Here is a 19,312-nt window from a genome sequence, read left to right as displayed (position 1 = left end):
GGGATCCGGGTTCATCCTGGGAGGAGAAGGACGTGAAGAGATCATTGCTGTTGGGCGTGGCGGCGTTTGCCCTCATGGCGGGCGCTGCCGGTGCTGCGGACCTCAAGTTCAAGCCGGGCGAAGATACGAAATTCAACTGGGCGAGCTTCGAGGAGTTCAAGAAGGGTCACGACCTGAAGGGGCAGACGCTGACGATCTTCGGCCCCTGGCGCGGCGAGGACGAGGCGCTGTTCAAGAGCGTCTATGCCTATTTCATCGAAGCGACGGGCGTCGAGATCAAGTACTCGTCCTCTGAAAACTACGAACAGCAGATCGTCATCGACACTCAGGCCGGCAGTCCCTCCGAAATCTCGATCCTGCCGCAGCCGGGGCTGATCGCCGATCTCGCCTCCAAGGGCTACCTGACGCCGCTCGGCGACGACACCCAGAAGTGGCTGCTCGACAACTACGCCGCCGGCCAGTCCTGGGTCGACCTCTCGACCTACAAGGGCAAGGACGGCAATGCCGCCCTCTATGCCTTCCCGTACAAGATCGACGTGAAGTCGCTCGTCTGGTACTCGCCTGAAAACTTCGAGGACGGCGGCTACGAAGTGCCGAAGACCATGGAAGAGCTGAAGGCGCTGACCGAGAAGATCGCCGCTGACGGCGGCAAGCCCTGGTGCATCGGCCTTGGCTCCGGTGGTGCCACCGGCTGGCCGGCGACCGACTGGGTTGAAGACATGATGCTGCGCACCCAGCCGGCCGATGTCTACGACAAGTGGGTCAAGAACGAGATCCCGTTCACCGACCCGGCCGTCATCGGCGCGCTCGACGAGTTCGGCTGGTTTGCCAAGAACGACAAGTTCGTCGATGGCGGTGCCGCAGCCGTTGCCTCCACCGACTTCCGCGACAGCCCGAAGGGGCTCTTCGCCTCGCCGCCGAAGTGCTACCTGCACCACCAGGCGTCGTTCATCCCGTCCTTCTTCCCGGAGGGAACCGTAATCGGCGAGGACGCAGACTTCTTCTACATGCCGCCTTACGAGAGCAAGAAGGAGCTCGGCAATCCGGTGCTCGGCGCCGGCACGCTGGCGATGATCACCAAGGATACGCCGGCAGCGCGCGCCTTCATCGAATTCCTGAAGACGCCGATTGCGCATGAAGTCTGGATGGCGCAGACGAGCTTCCTGACGCCGTACAAGAGCGTCAACGTCGATACCTACGGCAACCCGCCGCTGAAGAAGCAGGGCGAGATTCTTCTGAACGCTACCACCTTCCGCTTCGATGGTTCCGACCTGATGCCGGGCAAGATCGGTGCCGGCGCGTTCTGGACCGGCATGGTCGATTTCGTCGGCGGCAAGTCGTCGGCCGACGTCGCCGACGGCGTTCAGAAGGCCTGGGACGCCATCAAGTAACAACTGATGGCGGGCGGCAGAAATGCCGCCCGCAGTCGATCCGGGTTCGCGGCCAGCGCGGGACGAGGAAAAGCGTATGGTTTTTTCCGTTCGTTTCCCGCACTGAACCTACGAGGCGCGCGCCCCAATGAGAACGGCGACAATCGCCAGCCCTGCACGGGGACGTGCACCCAAGGGGAGGGACATGTCATGTTTTATCAGCTAGCCGCCGCGGCGGGATTCATGCTGGCGGGGGTGCTCGGCTGTGCCGCCTACTTCTGGGGCACCAGTTTCGTTCTCGACCTGATCTTCCCGTCCAAGGGAAAATCAGGTGCCGTCGCGTCGCGAAACCTGCGCATCACCAATGCCATCCGCCCGTGGCTGTTCCTGGCGCCGGCGCTCTTTGCGCTGGCGACCTACCTCATCTATCCCGTGATCATGTCGCTCTGGTACAGTTTCCACGACCGTGCCGGGCAGAGTTTCGTCGGCGTCAGCAACTATGCCTGGATGGTCAACGACGGCGAGTTCCGCCAGTCGATCTACAACAACTTCCTCTGGCTGCTCGTCGTTCCGGCGCTTGCGACCTTCTTCGGTCTCGTCATAGCCGCGCTGACCGATCGCATCTGGTGGGGCAATATCGCCAAGACGCTGATCTTCATGCCGATGGCGATCTCCTTCGTTGGCGCCGCGGTCATCTGGAAGTTCATCTATGATTTCCGCCCCGAGGGCGCCGAGCAGATCGGCCTTCTGAACGCCATCGTCGTTGCCTTCGGCGGTGCGCCGCAGGCCTGGATCACGCTGCCGTTCTGGAACAATTTCTTCCTGATGGCGATCCTCGTCTGGATCCAGACGGGTTTTGCCATGGTCATCCTGTCGGCGGCGCTTCGCGGCATTCCCGAGGAGACGATCGAGGCCGCCGTCATCGACGGCGCCAATGGATGGCAGATCTTCTTCAAGATCATGGTGCCGCAGATCTGGGGTACGATCGCCGTCGTCTGGACGACGATTACCATCCTCGTTCTGAAGGTCTTCGATATCGTTCTCGCCATGACCAACGGCCAATGGCAGAGCCAGGTGCTCGCCAATCTCATGTTCGACTGGATGTTCCGAGGGGGCGGCGACTTCGGTCGCGGTGCGGCCATCGCCGTCGTCATCATGATCCTCGTCATTCCGATCATGGTCTGGAACATCCGCAATGCGGCCAAGGAAATGAAGGGGCACTGAGATGAATCCAGCGACACGCTCACCCCTCATGTGGGTCGTCCACCTCTCGGTCTTCCTGATCGTCGCGCTCTGGACGCTGCCGACCGCGGGCCTCTTGATCTCGTCGCTGCGCGACAAGGACCAGCTTGCCGTCTCCGGCTGGTGGACGGCGCTTTCGACCTCGTCGCAGAACATCGTCGTTCGTGCTCCAGGCCCCGACGCCCAGGTTGAGCGCGACGGCAAGTTCGTCATTTCCGGCAACCTGCTTGACGGGCAGGCGGGGCAGATCTCCGCCTTCGGTTTTAACAGCCGTGAGCCGACCGCATTCAAGGTAGGCGAAACCGCCGAACTCAACGACGGCGAAAAGCTGACCGTGCAGGCCGACGGCAATTTTGAGATCGTCTCCGACAGGAAGATGGAAGGTTCGCGCGGTCAGCGCGTCTTCGTTACCGCCTCGTCGCCGCCGCGCTTCACCTTCGACAACTATGTCGAGGTTCTGAGTGCCGAGGGTATCGGGCGATCCTTCATCAACTCGCTGACGGTTGCCGTGCCCGCAACGATCATCCCGATCATGATCGCCGCTTTCGCGGCCTACGCGCTCGCCTGGATGCCGTTTCCGGGCCGGGCGATCCTGATCGCCGTCGTCGTCGGCCTTCTCGTCGTGCCGCTGCAGATGTCGCTGATCCCGCTTCTGAAGCTCTATAACGGCGTCGGCGCCTTCTTCGGCGTGCCGGCCAAGACCTATGTCGGCATCTGGCTCGCACATACCGGTTTCGGCCTGCCGCTGGCGATCTATCTGCTTCGCAACTATATGGCCGGCCTGCCGCGCGAAATCATGGAATCTGCCCGCGTCGACGGCGCCAGCGATTTCGATATCTTCGTCAAGATCATCCTGCCGCTGTCCTTCCCGGCACTCGCTTCCTTCGCGATCTTCCAGTTCCTGTGGACCTGGAACGACCTGCTGGTGGCGATCGTGTTCCTGGGGGCCGGGCCCGACGAACTGGTTCTGACGGGCCGGCTCGTCAACCTCTTGGGTTCACGCGGCGGCAACTGGGAAATCCTGACCGCCTCCGCCTTCATCACCATCATCGTTCCGCTGATCGTCTTCTTCAGCCTGCAGCGCTATCTCGTGCGCGGCCTGCTGGCGGGCTCGGTCAAGGGCGGCTGACAACCTGGGACTACTTGAGACAATGAGCATGACCGAAATGAGCACTTCCACCTTGCGGGCCGATCGGGACTGGTGGCGCGGCGCGGTGATCTATCAGATCTATCCGCGCTCCTACCAGGATTCCAACGGCGACGGTATCGGCGACCTCAAGGGCATCGTTGCCCGGTTGCCGCATATCGCCGCTCTCGGTGCCGATGCGATCTGGATTTCGCCGTTCTTCACCTCGCCGATGAAGGACTTCGGTTACGACGTCTCCAACTACAGCGATGTCGACCCGATCTTCGGCAGCCTTGCCGATTTCGATGCCGTCATCGCGGAGGCGCATCGCCTCGGCATCCGGGTGATGATCGACCTCGTTCTGTCGCACACGTCGGACCAGCATCCCTGGTTCGTCGAGAGCCGGTCGAGCCGGACCAATGCCAGGGCCGACTGGTATGTGTGGGCCGACTCCAAACCGGATGGCACCCCGCCCAACAACTGGCTGTCGATCTTCGGCGGCTCGGCCTGGGCCTGGGATCCGACGCGCCTGCAATACTACATGCACAACTTCCTGACCTCGCAGCCGGACCTCAACCTGCACAATCCGGACGTTCAGGACGCGCTGCTCGGGGTCGAGCGCTTCTGGCTGGAGCGTGGGGTCGATGGCTTCCGCCTCGACACCATCAACTTCTACTTCCACGACAAGCAGTTGCGCGACAATCCGGCCCTGGCGCCGGAACGTCGCAACGCCCAGACCGCGCCGGCGGTGAACCCGTACAACTATCAGGAACATCTCTACGACAAGAACCAGCCGGAGAATCTGGAATTCCTGAAGCGCTTCCGTGCGGTCATGGACGAGTTCCCGGCGATTGCTGCGGTCGGCGAGGTTGGCGACAGCCAGCGCGGGCTGGAGATCGCCGGCGAATACACCTCCGGCGGCGACAAGATGCAGATGTGCTACGCTTTCGAATTCCTGGCGCCGGACCCGCTGACGCCGGCGACCGTCGCCGAAGTGCTGCGCAATTTCCAGAAAGCGGCACCCGAAGGCTGGGCCTGCTGGGCCTTTTCCAACCACGACGTCGTGCGTCATGTCAGCCGTTGGGGCCGGGGCGTTGCCGATCGCGACGCCCACGCGAAGCTGCTGGCAAGCCTGCTGATGTCGCTGCGCGGTTCGGTCTGCATCTATCAGGGCGAGGAACTCGCGCTGAGCGAAGCGGAACTGGCCTATGAGGACCTGAAGGATCCCTATGGCATCCAGTTCTGGCCGGACTTCAAGGGACGCGACGGCTGCCGCACGCCGATGGTCTGGGACGCCGGCGCGGTCAATGGCGGCTTCGGCAGCGCCAGGCCCTGGCTTCCGGTGCCGGCCGAACATCTGCAGCGCGCCGTATCGGCGCAGCAGGGGGATCAGGCGTCGGTGCTGGAGCACTACCGCCGCTTCCTGCATTTCCGCAAGGCATATCCGGCCTTCGCCAAGGGCGAGATCGAGTTCCTGGATACGGACGGACAGGTGCTGGCCTTCGTCCGGAGCTACGGCAACGAGAAACTTTTCTGCCTGTTCAACATGAGCGGCGAACGGGCGACGGGCATCCTGCCGAACGAGCCGGTGTCGGCGCTCGAGGGCCACGGTTTTACCGCCGAAGTGAAGGACAGAACGGTCAATCTGCCCGCCTGGGGCGCGTATTTCGCACGGTTGGTCTGATAGGTCGGCCGAACCAAAATGAGAGCAAGAACTGACGGGAAGAACCGAAGGGGAGGGTGCAATGACGGGTCTGCTGCTTAAAGATATCCGCAAATCCTACGGCGCGGTCGATGTCATCCATGGCATCAATCTCGACATCAAGCAGGGCGAGTTCATCGTCTTCGTCGGCCCGTCCGGCTGCGGAAAGTCGACGCTTCTGCGCATGATCGCCGGTCTCGAGGAGATCACCGGCGGCGACATGTTCATCGACGGCGAGCGGGTCAACACCGTGCCGCCGTCGAAGCGCGGCATCGCCATGGTGTTCCAGTCCTACGCGCTCTATCCGCACATGACCGTCTACGACAACATGGCCTTTGGCATGCGGATCGCCAAGGAAAGCAAGGAGGAGATCGATCGCCGCGTGCGCAACGCCGCCGATATCCTCCAGCTCACCAAGTACCTCGATCGCCTGCCAAAGGCGCTGTCCGGCGGCCAGCGCCAGCGCGTCGCCATCGGCCGCGCGATCTGCCGCGACCCCAAGGTCTTCCTGTTCGACGAACCGCTTTCGAACCTCGACGCGGCGCTGCGTGTCGCCACCCGCATCGAGATCGCCAAGCTCAGCGAGCAGATGGCGGACACGACGATGATCTACGTCACCCACGACCAGGTGGAGGCGATGACGCTCGCCGACCGCATCGTCGTGTTGTCGCAGGGCCATATCGAGCAGGTGGGCGCGCCGCTGGAACTCTACGAGCGGCCTGCCAATCTCTTCGTCGCACGCTTCATCGGCTCGCCGGCGATGAACATCATCCCGTCGACGGTGACGGCGACCGGCGCGCAGACGACGGTGAAGCTGACTGGCGGCAAGAGCGTGACCCTCGATATCCCGAGCGACGCAGCGCAAAACGGCAAGACGGCGAGCTTCGGCGTTCGGCCCGAAGACCTGCAAACGACCACCAGCGACGATTTTCTGTTCGAAGGCACGGTCTCGATTGTCGAGGCGCTCGGCGAAGTGACGCTGCTCTATATCGAGGGTCTGGTCGACAAGGAGCCGATCATCGCCAAGATCCCCGGCATCCTGCCGGTTCATCGCGGCGACAAGGTGCGCTTCACCGCCGACAAGGCCAAGCTGCACCTTTTCGACGCCGACGGTCGCACCTATCGCCGCTGACACGAACAGGCCGCTCCAATCGAACCCGCCCCTTAAAATCGGGCGGGTTTTTTCAATGCAACCTGCAGATCAAACCCTCTGTTAAATCTCTGCCGCTAGTCTGTCTCAAAAGGGGATACGGAAAGGCATTTCGATGAGAGGCGCGGCGCCGGTGATGTACCAGCACTTCCTGAACAAGGAAGAGTCCTTCATGTACGACCGGGAAACAAACTTTCCGATGGAGGACACGCGGAACGAGGCACGCATCGAATACACCGAGAAGGGCATGACGCAGCTGAGCTCGCGCCGCTGCGAGATCATCAAGCTTTCGAAGAGCGGCGCGTTGATCAGTATCCTCACGCAATACCAGCTCCCGCAGAATTTCTACCTGGATATCCCGAGTGCGCGCATCCAGATGATCGGCTGCCTCCTGAAGCGGGTGCATGCCAATGATGTCATCGAGGCGCGGTTCCTGCGCATGCTGACTGACCGCGACCTCAATCGCATCTTCGTCTACAGCACCCATCCGAACCACCGCAATCGGACGCTCGACATCTACCGTTGAGCCGTTGCGCCGGGCTTGACGATCCCGCGACGCTCAATGAATGGTTGTGGTCTTCATCAACGGATTCGGACCCGAACCATGCAGCGACCCTATCGGCTTTCCTGCCATTGCGGCGATATCGCCGTCGAAGTCGACGACGAGCTTACCGGTCTCGTCGACTGCAACTGCTCGACCTGCCGGCGCTCCGGCTTCCTGCACTGGAAGGTGGATGCAGCCAAGGTGAAGCTCCTGACCGAGAAGCGACGCCTGTCGAGTTACATCTGGCGCGGGCTCAACGAGGGACATCATTTTTGCCCGACCTGTTCGACGCCGATCATGCGCGGCGGCTACCCGGACAACAAGATCTCGATCAATGCGCGCTGCATCGAGAACATCGACGTCTTCACGCTGGAGATCGAGCGCTACGACGGGCGCAACGACATGTTTCCGGGACCTCTGCCGTAAGCGATTCCCGATCGTTTGAAGACCAAAAGCGCCGTCCCAGTGGGAGCGGCGCTTTTGCATGTCAGTGGAAGAGAACGCTGGCGCCCTGATCGGCAGCGCCTGCAATCGCCCGGAACGGCGCGAACAGCTCGCGACCCATGCCGAATTCGTTATCCGACAGGTCCGCATGCGCCGGCACCCGTGTCTTGAGCGCGATATCTTCGACCAGCACTTCGATCGTGCCGGCAACGGCGTCGATGCGCACGATGTCGCCTTCCTGGATGCGGGCGATCGGGCCGCCGTCCTTGGCTTCGGGCGTCACGTGGATTGCCGCCGGCACCTTGCCGGATGCGCCCGACATGCGGCCGTCCGTCAGGATGGCGACGCGCTGGCCGCGATCCTGGAGGATGCCGAGCACGGTCGTCAGCTTGTGCAGCTCCGGCATGCCGTTGGCCTTCGGTCCCTGGAAGCGCACGACGGCGATGAAGTCGCCCTCGAGCTTGCCGGCCTTGAAGGCCGCATTGAGCTCGGCCTGATCATGGAAGATCTTGGCCGGCGCCTCGATGACATGGCGGTCCGGCTTGACCGCGGAGATCTTGATCACCGCCTTGCCGAGATTGCCGGTCAGCATCTTCAGGCCGCCTGTGTGCTGGAACGGCTGGTCGATGGTCGCAAGCACCTTCGGGTCGGCACTTTCCTTCGGCGTCGGCACGCGTTCGACGTTGCCGTCGGCGCCCAGCCGCACGTCGATCTTGTAGGCGTCGAGCCCTTGGCCAACGACGGTGCGCACGTCGTCGTGCAGCAGGCCGGCGCGAAGCAGCTGGCTGATCAGGAAGCCCATGCCGCCGGCGGCGTGGAAGTGGTTCACGTCGGCGAGCCCGTTCGGATAGACGCGTGCGAGCAGCGGAACGATGTCCGAAAGCTCGGAGATGTCCTGCCAGGTGAGCACGATGCCGGCAGCCCGCGCCATGGCGACGAGGTGCATCGTATGGTTGGTCGAGCCGCCGGTCGCGTGCAGACCGACAACGCCGTTGACGATCGAGCGCTCGTCGATCATTTCGCCCGCCGGGGTGAACTCGTTGCCCATGGCGGTGATCGCGAGCGCTCGCTTCGCCGCCTCCTTGGTCAGCGCGTCGCGCAGCGGCGTGCCCGGATTGATGAAGGAGGCACCGGGCAGGTGGAAACCCATGATCTCCATCAGCATCTGGTTGGAGTTGGCGGTGCCGTAGAAGGTGCAGGTGCCGGGTCCGTGGTAGGACTTGGATTCGGCTTCGAGCAGCTCGTCACGGCCGACCTTGCCTTCGGCGAAGAGCTGGCGCACGCGCGCCTTCTCGTCGTTCGGCAGGCCCGAGGTCATCGGCCCTGCGGGCACGAAGATCGCCGGCAGGTGGCCGAAGGTGAGCGCCGCAATCACCAGGCCCGGCACGATCTTGTCGCAGACGCCGAGATAGACGGTGGAATCGAACATGTTGTGCGACAGGCCGACGCCGGCCGCCATGGCGATCAGGTCGCGGGAAAACAGCGACAGCTCCATGCCCGGCTGCCCCTGCGTGACGCCGTCGCACATGGCCGGCACGCCGCCGGCGACCTGGGCGACGCCACCTGCTTCGCTCGCCGCCTCACGGATCAGCGCCGGATAGGTCTCGAACGGCTGATGCGCCGAAAGCATGTCGTTGTAGGAGGTGATGATGCCGAGATTGGCCACGCGGTCGCCCGCAAGCGCCACCTTCTCGGCGGGGGAACAGACGGCAAAACCGTGTGCGAGGTTGCCGCAGCCGAGCACGCTGCGATGCGGGCCGCTTGAAGCCGCGCGGCGGACGCGGTCGAGATAGGGTTCGCGATGGGGCTTCGAGCGCTCGACGATGCGAGCGGTGATCGCGGCAATGCGGGAATCGGCGGACATGGCAAATCCTGTTCCGGAGCCTTGGAGCTCCTCATCTTCGTCCAGTCATCGATCCGGAACGCGGGCGCGCTTGGGAGAACGCACGTTGCGTCCCGGCATTTCTTAGAAACGCGCGTCCGTTCCGATGGCAACGCCACCGGCCGAACGGGTTTCCAAAAGTTCTATTGGGCCATACGACCCAACATCATTCGATCCAGGGCGTCTGTCCTGCGTTCAACAGGGACGCCTGACGCATCAGGGCGCCCAGTAAATCTCAACTGGCGATGCGGCACGGCGCAGCACCGCCCGGATCGGCATGTCCTTCTCGTCACCGGCTTCTTCGGCCTTGGCGAGTACGGTCTTCTTGCCTTCGCCCTCGATGTGCAGCACCAGGAGCCGCGCATCCTGAAGGCTGGCGAAGGTGAGGGTCAGTCGGGTTTCGCCCGCACCTGCCGCTTCCATCGTGATCACGCCGCGCGGCGTTGCCGGATCGATGGCGCGCGCGAGCTGCGATCCGCCGGGGAAGAACGATGCCGTGTGCCCGTCCGTTCCCATGCCGAGGATCGCCACGTCGAACGGTGCCCCGATCGCTGCCGTTTCACGGCTTGCGATGTCAGCGGCAGCCTCGGCGGACGGGGCGGCATGATAGAGCGGCAGGAACCTGGCCGCAGCCGCCTTGTCCTGAAGCAGGTTGGCGGCAACTAGGCCATGGTTCGACCGGTCGCTTTCCGGGGGCACGAAACGTTCGTCGACGAGCGTCACCGTCACCTTGTCCCAGGCGATGTCTTTCTTGGAGAGCGCCTGGAAGAAGGCCTTGGGCGTCGAACCGCCGGAAACGGCGATGCTCGCAGAACCGCGTGCGGCGATACCGGCGGCAAGAGTCCGGCTGACGGCATCGGCAAGGCCTTCCGCCAATGCCGCGCCATTCTCGAATGTATGAAGCTTGGACGTCATCGGTGCACCTATATCGCATCGTTCCAGGTGCGGCCGTCGCGCTCGATCAGCGCGATCGACTGGCTCGGACCCCAGGTGCCGGCGGTGTAGCCCTGGACCTGCTGCCCGGTTTCCTCCCAGGCCTTCAGGATCGGATCGACCCACTTCCACGCGGCCTCGACCTCGTCGCGGCGCACGAACAGCGTCTGGTTGTTGCGCACGACATCGAAGAGCAGCCGCTCATAGGCGTCCGCATTACGGACCGAAAAGGCCTCGGCAAAGCTCATGTCGAGCGAGACGCTGCGCAGGCGCATGCCGCCCGGACCCGGATCCTTGATCATCAGCGACTGCTTCACGCCTTCGTTCGGCTGCAGGCGGATGACCAGCTGGTTGGCCGAGATGCGGCCGGCATTGTTGTCGAAGATCGAGTGCGGGATCTGCTTGAACGTGATGACGATCTCCGACATGCGGCCGGCAAGGCGCTTGCCGGTGCGGATGTAGAAGGGCACGCCGGCCCAGCGCCAGTTGCTGACTTCGGCCTTGATCGCCACGAAGGTCTCGGTGTTCGAAACGCCGCCTTCGAGTTCCTCGAGATAGCCCTTGACCGGGCCGCCGGCCGAAGCGCCGGCGCGGTACTGGCCGCGTACCGTCACCTGCTCGACGTTGGACGAGGTGATCGGCTTCAGCGCGCGCAGGACCTTCAGCTTCTCGTCGCGCACTGCTTCGGCGTCCATCGAGGTCGGTGCTTCCATGGCGACGAAGCAGACGAGCTGCAGGATGTGGTTCTGCACCATATCGCGCAGCGCACCGGCTTTGTCATAGTAGCCGGCGCGGTTTTCAAGGCCGACGGCTTCCGACACGGTAATCTGCACGTGGTCGATATGGGCGGAGTTCCAAAGCGGCTCGTAGAGCGCATTGGCAAAGCGCAGCGCCATCAGGTTCTGCACCGTCTCCTTGCCGAGATAGTGGTCGATGCGGAAGATCTGCTCTTCGCGGAAGACCTTGCCGATCGTGTCGTTGAGCTCGGTCGCAGACGCGAGGTCGCGGCCGATCGGCTTTTCGACGACGATGCGGGTGTTCTTGGTGATCAGCTTGTGATCGCGGATGCGCTCGGAAATGTCGCCGAAGATGGCCGGGCCGACGGCGAGATAGAAGGCGCGAATGCGCTCCTTGCCGTCTTCGAGGATCTTCTTCAGCGCGTCCCAGCCCTGGTCCGACTTGGCGTCGACGGACACGTAGAACAGGCGCGCGGCGAACTTCGCGACTTCCTCTTCCTTGTACTCGTCGGCCTTCAGATGCTCCTTCAAGGCGTCGACGGCAAACTTGCGATAATCCTCATGGCTGAGCGCTGCGCGCGACGCGCCGATGATGCGGGTCGGCTCCGTGATCTGGCCTTCCAGTTGCCGGTGATAGAGCGCCGGCAACAGCTTGCGCTCCGCAAGATCGCCGGTGCCCCCGAACACCACATAGTCAAATGGTTCGACGGGAATGATCTGGCTGCTCATGGGATATCTCGATCTGTTCAGGTCAGGGGCACATATAATCTAATCGATTTAAAGGCGCTAGAGTGCGATGCAATAAAATGCCATCGCAAGCGTTTTTCAGAACCTGTCGCGTAATGCGTACCAGCTCAGCGCGAGGAAGAGAAGGGCGGAGCGGAATCGCGTGCCGCCCGGAAAGGCCGGAATTTTCAGCGCCTTCAAGAGGTCGAGCTCGGTGTCCTTGCCGAGTGCCAGGTCGGCATAAAGCTTGCCGCAATAGTTGGAGAGCATCACGCCGTGGCCGGAATAGCCGCCGATCGAGGTGACGCCCGGCATGACCTCGCGACAGAAGGGGGTGCGCGGCATGGTGATGCCGACGGAGCCGCCCCAGCCGTGGGTGATCTCGATATTGGCGAGTTCCGGATAGATCTCGCTGATCTGTCGGCGGATATGGGTGGAAATGTCGCGCGGATTGTCGGCCGTATAGGCTTCGCGGCCGCCGAAAAGCAGCCGACCGTCCCGCGACTTGCGGAAGTAGCGCACGACGAAGCGCGAATCGTCGACGGATTCGCCACCGGGAATGATGTTCGGATAGTTGGAAAGCACCGTCGTCGCGCCAATGAAGGAGCGGATCGGCATGACGTGGCTGGCGCTGACCGGCTCCAGATTGCCGATATAGGCATTGCAGGCAACGAGCACGCGGTCGGCGGCAATCGTGCCACGATCGGTGGTGATGATGATCGCACCGCCTTGGCGGTCGATCTTCAGGGCCTTGGTCTGCTCGAAGAGGTTGGCACCGGCGAGTGCCGCCTGCTTCGCAAGGCCCACCAGCAGCTTCATCGGGTGGATATGGCCGGTGCCGGCATCGCGAATGCCGAAATGATAGTGGCTCGACCCGAGCCGGCTTGCCGTTTCCTCGCGCTCCATGAAGGTCAGGTGCGGGTAGCCGAAGCGTGTCGCCATCGCTTCCGCATGGTCGCGATAGTCCTTTTCCAGGCTCTTCTTGTGGCCGACCGAGAGCTGGCCCGGCACGAACTCGATGTCGATCTCATGGGCGCTTGCGAAATCGAGCACGTAGCGCTTGGCATTCTCGGCCATGGTAAACAGCGCCTGCGCCCGCTCATGGCCGAGGCTTTCTTCGCTCTCGTCCGCCCAGGCGCGTTGCCCGGTGCCGAACTGGCCGCCATTGCGGCCAGAGGCGCCGTCGCCGAAGCGGCAGGCGTCGATCACGGTGACATCGACGCCTTGCCTGGCGAGGTTCCATGCGGCCTGCAGCCCGGTATAGCCACCGCCGATGATCGCCACATTGGCTTTGCGCGATCCCGGCATGGCGGGATAGTCCGGTCGATCCGGAACGGTTGCTTCATACCAGGAGTAACCGGGCGAGATCGGGCTTTGCCAGGGCATGGAGAACCTCAGAGGTCAGACGTTGAGAAGCAGGAATTCGCGTTCCCAGGGGCTGATCACCTGCATGAAGGTCTCGAACTCGCCGCGCTTGACGCCGGCATAGATGGCGATGAACTCGGGGCTCAGCACATCTGCAAGCGACGGCGCCGACTCCAGCAGCGAGACGGCTTCGAGCAGGCCGCGCGGCAGGAGGATCTCGCCTTCGTTGGCCGTATCCTCGGTCGGAGCCGTCGGTTCCCGCTGCTCGATGATGCCGAGATAGCCGCAGGCAAGCGAAGCGGCGAGCGCCAGATAGGGGTTGGCGTCCGAGCTCGGCAGCCGGTTTTCGATACGCCGGGCGATCGGCTCCGACACCGGAATGCGGAAGGCGGTCGTGCGGTTGTCGTAGCCCCAGGCGGTGTTGACCGGCGCCGACATGTCGGGCGTCAGTCGTCGATAGGAGTTCACATAGGGCGCCATCATCACCAGCGTGCGCGGCACGTAGTGCTGCATGCCGCCGATGAAGTGGAAGAACTCCTTCGATGCCGAGCCGTCCGGGTTCGAGAACAGGTTGCGGCCGGTGTTGATCTCGACCACCGACTGGTGAATGTGCATCGCCGATCCTGGCTGGCCCTGCATGGGCTTGGCCATGAAGGTGGCATAGATGCCGTGCTTCAGCGCCGCCTCGCGGATCGTGCGCTTGAACAGGAAGACCTGGTCTGCAAGCTCGATCGGATCGCCGTGGCGCAGGTTGATCTCGAGCTGCGCCGGTCCCTCTTCATGGATCAGCGTGTCGATCTCCAGCCCCTGCTTCTCGGAGAAGTGGTAGATGTCGTCGATCAGTTCGTCGAATTCGTTGATCCCGGCGATGGAATAGCCCTGGCCACCGAGGATCGAGCGGCCGGAGCGGCCCTTCGGCGGATGCAGCGGATAGTCCGGATCGTCGTTCTGGGCGACGAGGTAGAACTCGATTTCCGGCGCCACGACCGGCTTCCAGCCCTTCTGCTTGTAGAGGTCGACCACGCGCTTCAGAACGTTGCGCGGCGTGTAGCTGATCTGTTCACCCTGCGAGCCGACGATGTCGCAGATCACCTGCGCCGTCGGATCGGTCTCCCAGGGCACGACCGAAAGGGTCGAGAGGTCGGGCACCAGCTTGATGTCGCTGTCGCGGGAATCGTAGCGGAACTGACCGGTTTCGTCAGGATATTCGCCCGAGATCGTATGGCGATAGACCGCCGAGGGCAGGGCCAGCGAGGTATTGGAAGTGAACTTCGAGGTCGGCATCATCTTGCCGCGGGGAACGCCGGCAAGGTCTGGCGTGATGCACTCGATGTCTTCGATGCCGCGGATCTTGAGCCAGTCCGTGGCTTCCTTCCAGGTCTTCACACCACGGAGGGAGTGGAGGGCGGGGGGTATTTTCGAAGTCTTGCTGATTTTCGTTGTTTGTTGGGCAGCACTTCTCTTGGAGGGCATAAATCACCGGTTTTGGCTTCGGATAGCGCATCATAACCACAGATTGGCAATTGGCTAGATGGGCCTCACCATTGACTTTCTGCTTTGCCACCGGAAAGGAAAGGCAAAGATCTGGGGTGTTCCGTGGCTGAAAAGAAAGATGTGGTCATCATTGGCGCCGGCGCCGCCGGCATGATGTGCGCAATCGAGGCGGGCAAGCGCGGCCGGCGCGTGGCTGTACTCGACCACGCCAAGGCGCCGGGCGAGAAGATCCGCATTTCCGGCGGCGGCCGCTGCAACTTCACCAACATCCATGCGGGGCCGAAGAACTTCCTGTCGGCCAACCCGCATTTCTCAAAGTCGGCGCTGGCGCGCTACACGCCACGCGACTTCCTCGCTCTCGTCGAAAAGCATGGCATTGCCTGGCACGAAAAGACGCTCGGGCAGCTCTTCTGCGACCATTCGGCCAAGGACATCATCAAGATGCTGCTTTCCGAAATGGGCGAGGTGCATGCCGAACTGCGCCTCGAAACGACGATTGAGAGTGTCGAGCGCCACGGCGCGGGTTTTCGGGTGATGACGGGCGAGGGGCCGATCGACGCGCAGTCGCTGGTCGTTGCCAGTGGTGGCAAGTCGATCCCGAAGATGGGGGCGACCGGACTTGCCTATAAGATCGCCGAGCAGTTCGGACTTGGGATGATCGAGACGCGGCCCGGTCTCGTGCCGCTGACCCTCGACCCGGCGCAGCTAGAGACCGTCGGGGAGCTCGCCGGCGTTGCGGCGGATGCGGAGGCGCGGTCCGGCAAGACCGCCTTCCGCGAGGCGGTGCTGATCACCCATCGCGGCCTGAGCGGCCCGGCCATCCTGCAGATCTCGTCCTATTGGCGTGAGGGGCAGGAAATCGTGCTCAGGCTGATGCCCGACATCGACATCGCCGCGATCCTCAAGGAGATGCGCCGCACCCACGGCAAGCAGGCGGTGCAGACGGCGCTCGGCGATATCCTGCCGCGCCGGCTGGCACAATTTTTTGCCGACGGTGCGAAGCTGACGGGGCGCCAGCTTGCCGATCTCTCGGACAAGACCATCAATCAGCTTGCAACCTCGATCCAGGCCTGGACCATCAAGCCCGCCGGATCGGAAGGGTATCGCACCGCCGAAGTTACGCTCGGCGGCGTCGACACCAACGGGCTCGATTCCAGGACGATGCAGGCAAAGGCAGTGCCCGGGCTCTACTTTATCGGCGAATGCGTCGATGTGACCGGGTGGCTCGGCGGCTACAATTTCCAATGGGCCTGGGCATCGGGCTTTGCGGCCGGCCAGGACGCCTGATCTCCCTGCTTTTGGTGTGGCGAGCTTCAGTGATTGTTAATATATCTCGCCGAACCTTTATCCTTGTCGGCACAGCCGGCAGTTGGTGGGATCGGATTGTCGCGTAAACGGAAATAACACTGTTTCCGATTTTTTGACTTTCTTCCGCCGCGGCATGGCTGCAATATAACTGTGACAGGCAATGCTGGTCATCCGGACCGAACGTTGCCGGTCAATGTGACAAGGACAGGATGCCATGAACCAAATCCGCCGCCGTCCCCGCGCCATCGCGATCGCCCGCACCGATGAAAGCCGTCAGCAGAAGGCCCTGCTTACGCGCCTCGCCTTGATTGCATTCTTTGCCGTTGCCGCTCTCGCAGCCCTTCCGGCTCTTTGGTTCTGATTTCAGGGATCGGCCCTCAGCGGCCGTCTCTCGGACGCATCTGACGCGTCCGCGCACGCCTTCGGAATTTCTGCCGTGGGTGCTCGCGCTTATACAAATTTTAATCGTTCAAAACAGATAGTGTGACGATGTGAGTTTCGTCAGGTTCACGTTGCCGAGGAGTGGCGCCGTGGATCCGCAATGATTGCCGACGGACTGGCGGTGTGCGCCGCATGATTTTTCGAAAAACATCAGCCTGTTTGCGCATCGGGTGGCTCTCGATCGTTCGCACATTCACGCCCTGTCGTTGAGTGCGAAGACATAGCGAGCCGTCGGGGGAGGCGAATGCGAGCTGCGAGCCAAGGTGTTTTCCATGTTCATCGATAGAATTCTTGCCCGTTTCAAGATCCAGACGAAGGTGCTCTTTTTCATCCTGCCCTTCGTCGTCAGCATCTGTGCCGTCGGCATCACCGGCCTCTATGCATCCGGCCTGCTTCAGGGACGCATGGAGATTTCCAACAGCGTGTTGCAGACCTTGAGCGGCTTCAAGGATGTCTATGCGGGCATGAACGCCTTCCTGCATTCGACCACTGAAGAAACCCGTGACGCCGTGCAATCGACCATCTCGGCGCAAAAGGACGTGCTCGCCGAGACGGCGGCGCAGGTCGCCGGCCAGAGCGGCCAGGACGAATTGAAGGCTGCGATCGCGGCGACCAGCGACATCGAAGCCCGCATCGGCGGCCTCTGGACGCTGCACGTCGGCGAACAGGATCTGCGCGCGGCGATGACCTCGAACCTGGACGCCCTGCTCATCGAGCGCGCCAAGATCAACGAGGAGTCGAACCGGCTGCAATACGCCGTTCGCAAGAGCGAGAACGCCGCCAAGACCATGCTGCGCGAGGCTGAAAAGCTGATGCGCGCGAGCCGCTTCTTCAACGAATTTGGCACCGAAGTGAGCAAGGCGATCACCGTCGAGGAGAAGCTGAAGGCGGTCAAGGAACGCTTCCCGATGATCGGCCGTACCGAGCGTGACATCTTCCGCCTGCTGCCGAAGGATGAAAAGTCGCTCACCGAGACCATCACCTCGGCTTCGAGCGAGATCGGCGCCATGCTGAAGGCGCCCGCCGGACCGGAAACGCTTGCCGGCATTTCCAAATATGTCGACCGCTTCCGCACTGCGAGCTTCCGCCTGGAGGCGGCTTCCGTTGGCAAGATGCGTGACGCGACGCGGATTTTCGCCGAGCTCGACGAGCAGATCGTCACGACCGAATCCGTGCTGACGGCCACCCGTCGTCTCTCGTCGTCGATCACCGATATCCAGATTTCCGCCGCCACCTTCATGGGGCAGACGAACGAGGGCAACCGCCAGAAGCTGCTCGACAAGTCGCTCGCCGTTCAGCAGAACATGGCGACGCTTCGGGGTGTTGCGAGCGACGGCGCCTCGTTCGACAAGATCGCTGACACGCTGATGCCGATCCTGACCGCAATGAAGAAGGATGCGGCAGCGCTCGTGGAAATCACCGTCAAGCGGACGGCCGACTTCGATGCCGCCGGACAATCGATCAATCAGATCTGGACGGACCTGACCGAGTTTGCCGAACAGCAGAAGGTTGCGGCCGGCACCGAGCGCACCGAGGCGAACCAGATCTCGGTTGCCGCCACCGTTGCCGGCGTCGTCATCGCGCTTCTGGCCGGCATCGCCCTGACGCTGACGTTGAAGAAGCCGATCGGCCAGATCACCGCCGCGATGCGCCGTCTTGCCGATGGCCGCCTCGATACGACGATCGACGGCGACGCTCGTCGCGACGAAATCGGCGACATGGCGCGTGCGCTTGGCGTGTTCAAGGAGAACGCGCTCTCCAAGGTCCGCATCGAGGCGGAAAGCGAAGAGCAGCGCAGCCGCGCCGAACTCGAACGCAGCCGCAACGATCAGGAAAAGCGCGAGCTCGATCGCCAGATCGATCTCGCCGTCAGCGAACTTGCCGCTGGTCTCGGCCGCCTGGCCCAGGGCGACCTGTCGCGCCAGATCGACGTGCCGTTCCACGGTCGCCTCGAACAGTTGCGTCAGGACTTCAACGGTTCGCTTATCCGCCTGCAGGATACGCTGGCTCAGATCCGTGCCAATGCGCAGGCGATCCAGGAGAGCGGCTCCAACATGCATCACGCGGCCGATTCGCTGTCGAAGCGGACCGAGGCCCAGGCCGCCTCGCTCGAAGAGACGGCCGCCGCCGTCGACCAGATCACGGTCACCGTCCGTTCCTCGGCCGAACGCGCCGGCGAAGCCAACCACGCGGTGATCCAGACGAAACGCAGCGCCGACAGTTCGGCGACCGTGGTCACCAATGCGATCGCCGCCATGGGGCGCATCGAGGAGGCCTCGCGCCAGATCGAACAGATCATCGAGGTGATCGACGACATCGCCTTCCAGACCAACCTGCTGGCGCTCAATGCCGGCATCGAGGCGGCGCGCGCAGGTGAGGCCGGCAAGGGTTTTGCCGTCGTCGCCCAGGAAGTGCGTGAACTGGCGCAACGCTCGGCAGAGGCCGCGCGCGAGATCAAGGGGCTCATCAACAAGTCGACGAACGAGGTCAATGCCGGCTCGCACCTGGTCAAGGAAACCGGCGAAGTGCTGGCCTCGATCAGCGCTCAGATCGTCACGGTCAGCCAGCATGTCGAGATGATCGCGACCGCCAGCCGCGACCAGGCCGTGGCGCTCAACGAGGTCAATGGCTCCGTCAACCAGATGGACCAGATGACCCAGCAGAACGCCTCGATGGTGGAAGAGGCGACGGCAACGAGCCGCGCGCTCGCAAACCAGGCTGACACGCTGATGATGCTGGTCGAGCAGTTCCGGCTGGAGCCGGAGGCGGAAGACTACGACAACTACCGGGCAGCCTGAGGCGTCCGGTAGAAGGTTTCGCTGGCGGCAGGCAACGCCGCCAGCCGAAA

Annotated in this window: 15 protein-coding genes; 10 read left to right on the top strand and 5 right to left on the bottom strand. The window is 62.8% G+C overall.

The annotated features are described in order from the left end of the window. Positions 1-32 precede the first annotated feature (32 nt). The 7 genes from C1A35_RS14385 (at position 33) to C1A35_RS14355 (ending at position 7,560) form a co-directional block, all read left to right on the top strand. Positions 33-1,391 carry an ABC transporter substrate-binding protein gene (locus C1A35_RS14385; RefSeq protein ID WP_104664973.1) on the top strand — a complete coding sequence of 453 codons (1,359 nt, stop codon included), beginning with the start codon at positions 33-35 and terminating at the stop codon, positions 1,389-1,391. A 189-nt stretch (positions 1,392-1,580) separates the two neighbouring features. Beyond that, positions 1,581-2,594: a carbohydrate ABC transporter permease gene (locus tag C1A35_RS14380; protein WP_104664972.1), complete on the top strand. Its 1,014-nt coding sequence runs from the start codon at positions 1,581-1,583 to the stop codon at positions 2,592-2,594. Between the two features lies 1 nt (position 2,595). Next, entirely contained in the window at positions 2,596-3,741 is a 1,146-nt protein-coding gene (locus tag C1A35_RS14375; protein WP_104664971.1) for a carbohydrate ABC transporter permease, read from the top strand. Between the two features lie 28 nt (positions 3,742-3,769). Then, the gene (bglA, locus tag C1A35_RS14370) at positions 3,770-5,422 is read left to right on the top strand and encodes a beta-galactosidase BglA (protein ID WP_440271524.1); all 1,653 of its coding nucleotides are present in this window, start codon (positions 3,770-3,772) and stop codon (positions 5,420-5,422) included. Positions 5,423-5,483: 61 nt separating this feature from the next. Next, a complete protein-coding gene (locus tag C1A35_RS14365; RefSeq protein ID WP_104664969.1) occupies positions 5,484-6,572 on the top strand; it encodes an ABC transporter ATP-binding protein in 1,089 nt (362 codons plus the stop codon). Between the two features lie 133 nt (positions 6,573-6,705). Continuing rightward, positions 6,706-7,116 carry a hypothetical protein gene (locus C1A35_RS14360; protein WP_104664968.1) on the top strand — a complete coding sequence of 137 codons (411 nt, stop codon included), beginning with the start codon at positions 6,706-6,708 and terminating at the stop codon, positions 7,114-7,116. A 78-nt stretch (positions 7,117-7,194) separates the two neighbouring features. Then, the gene (locus C1A35_RS14355) at positions 7,195-7,560 is read left to right on the top strand and encodes a GFA family protein (RefSeq protein ID WP_104664967.1); all 366 of its coding nucleotides are present in this window, start codon (positions 7,195-7,197) and stop codon (positions 7,558-7,560) included. 61 nt (positions 7,561-7,621) lie between these two features. Here C1A35_RS14355 and edd read toward each other — a convergent pair whose 3' ends face one another. From edd to C1A35_RS14330, 5 genes are all read right to left on the bottom strand, one after another. Continuing rightward, positions 7,622-9,442, bottom strand: coding sequence for a phosphogluconate dehydratase (gene edd / locus C1A35_RS14350; RefSeq protein ID WP_104664966.1), 1,821 nt, complete (start codon positions 9,440-9,442; stop codon positions 7,622-7,624). Between the two features lie 234 nt (positions 9,443-9,676). Further along, positions 9,677-10,375: a 6-phosphogluconolactonase gene (gene pgl / locus C1A35_RS14345; protein ID WP_104664965.1), complete on the bottom strand. Its 699-nt coding sequence runs from the start codon at positions 10,373-10,375 to the stop codon at positions 9,677-9,679. 8 nt (positions 10,376-10,383) lie between these two features. Next, the gene (gene zwf, locus C1A35_RS14340) at positions 10,384-11,859 is read right to left on the bottom strand and encodes a glucose-6-phosphate dehydrogenase (protein ID WP_104664964.1); all 1,476 of its coding nucleotides are present in this window, start codon (positions 11,857-11,859) and stop codon (positions 10,384-10,386) included. Between the two features lie 96 nt (positions 11,860-11,955). Beyond that, positions 11,956-13,242 carry an NAD(P)/FAD-dependent oxidoreductase gene (locus C1A35_RS14335; protein WP_104664963.1) on the bottom strand — a complete coding sequence of 429 codons (1,287 nt, stop codon included), beginning with the start codon at positions 13,240-13,242 and terminating at the stop codon, positions 11,956-11,958. A 15-nt stretch (positions 13,243-13,257) separates the two neighbouring features. Continuing rightward, positions 13,258-14,694 (bottom strand): glutamine synthetase family protein, encoded by a 1,437-nt coding sequence (locus C1A35_RS14330; protein ID WP_104664962.1) that lies wholly within the window; start codon positions 14,692-14,694, stop codon positions 13,258-13,260. A gap of 123 nt (positions 14,695-14,817) precedes the next feature. On the opposite strand from C1A35_RS14330, the gene C1A35_RS14325 reads away from it, so the two are divergent. The 3 genes from C1A35_RS14325 (at position 14,818) to C1A35_RS14320 (ending at position 19,262) form a co-directional block, all read left to right on the top strand. Next, on the top strand, positions 14,818-16,002 hold the full coding sequence (locus C1A35_RS14325; RefSeq protein ID WP_104664961.1) for an NAD(P)/FAD-dependent oxidoreductase: 1,185 nt from the start codon (positions 14,818-14,820) through the stop codon (positions 16,000-16,002). 235 nt (positions 16,003-16,237) lie between these two features. Beyond that, positions 16,238-16,384 carry a hypothetical protein gene (locus C1A35_RS36385; protein ID WP_199772934.1) on the top strand — a complete coding sequence of 49 codons (147 nt, stop codon included), beginning with the start codon at positions 16,238-16,240 and terminating at the stop codon, positions 16,382-16,384. Positions 16,385-16,736: 352 nt separating this feature from the next. Beyond that, positions 16,737-19,262, top strand: a complete 2,526-nt coding sequence (locus tag C1A35_RS14320) for a methyl-accepting chemotaxis protein (protein ID WP_104664960.1) — start codon at positions 16,737-16,739, stop codon at positions 19,260-19,262. Positions 19,263-19,312: the final 50 nt, after the last annotated feature.

The sequence above is a fragment of the Ensifer adhaerens genome, assembly GCF_002940685.1.
Classification (GTDB): Bacteria; Pseudomonadota; Alphaproteobacteria; order Rhizobiales; family Rhizobiaceae; genus Ensifer; species Ensifer adhaerens_E.
The sequence above is the reverse complement of the archived record's forward strand: the minus strand, read 5'-3'. Positions and strand labels throughout refer to the sequence as shown.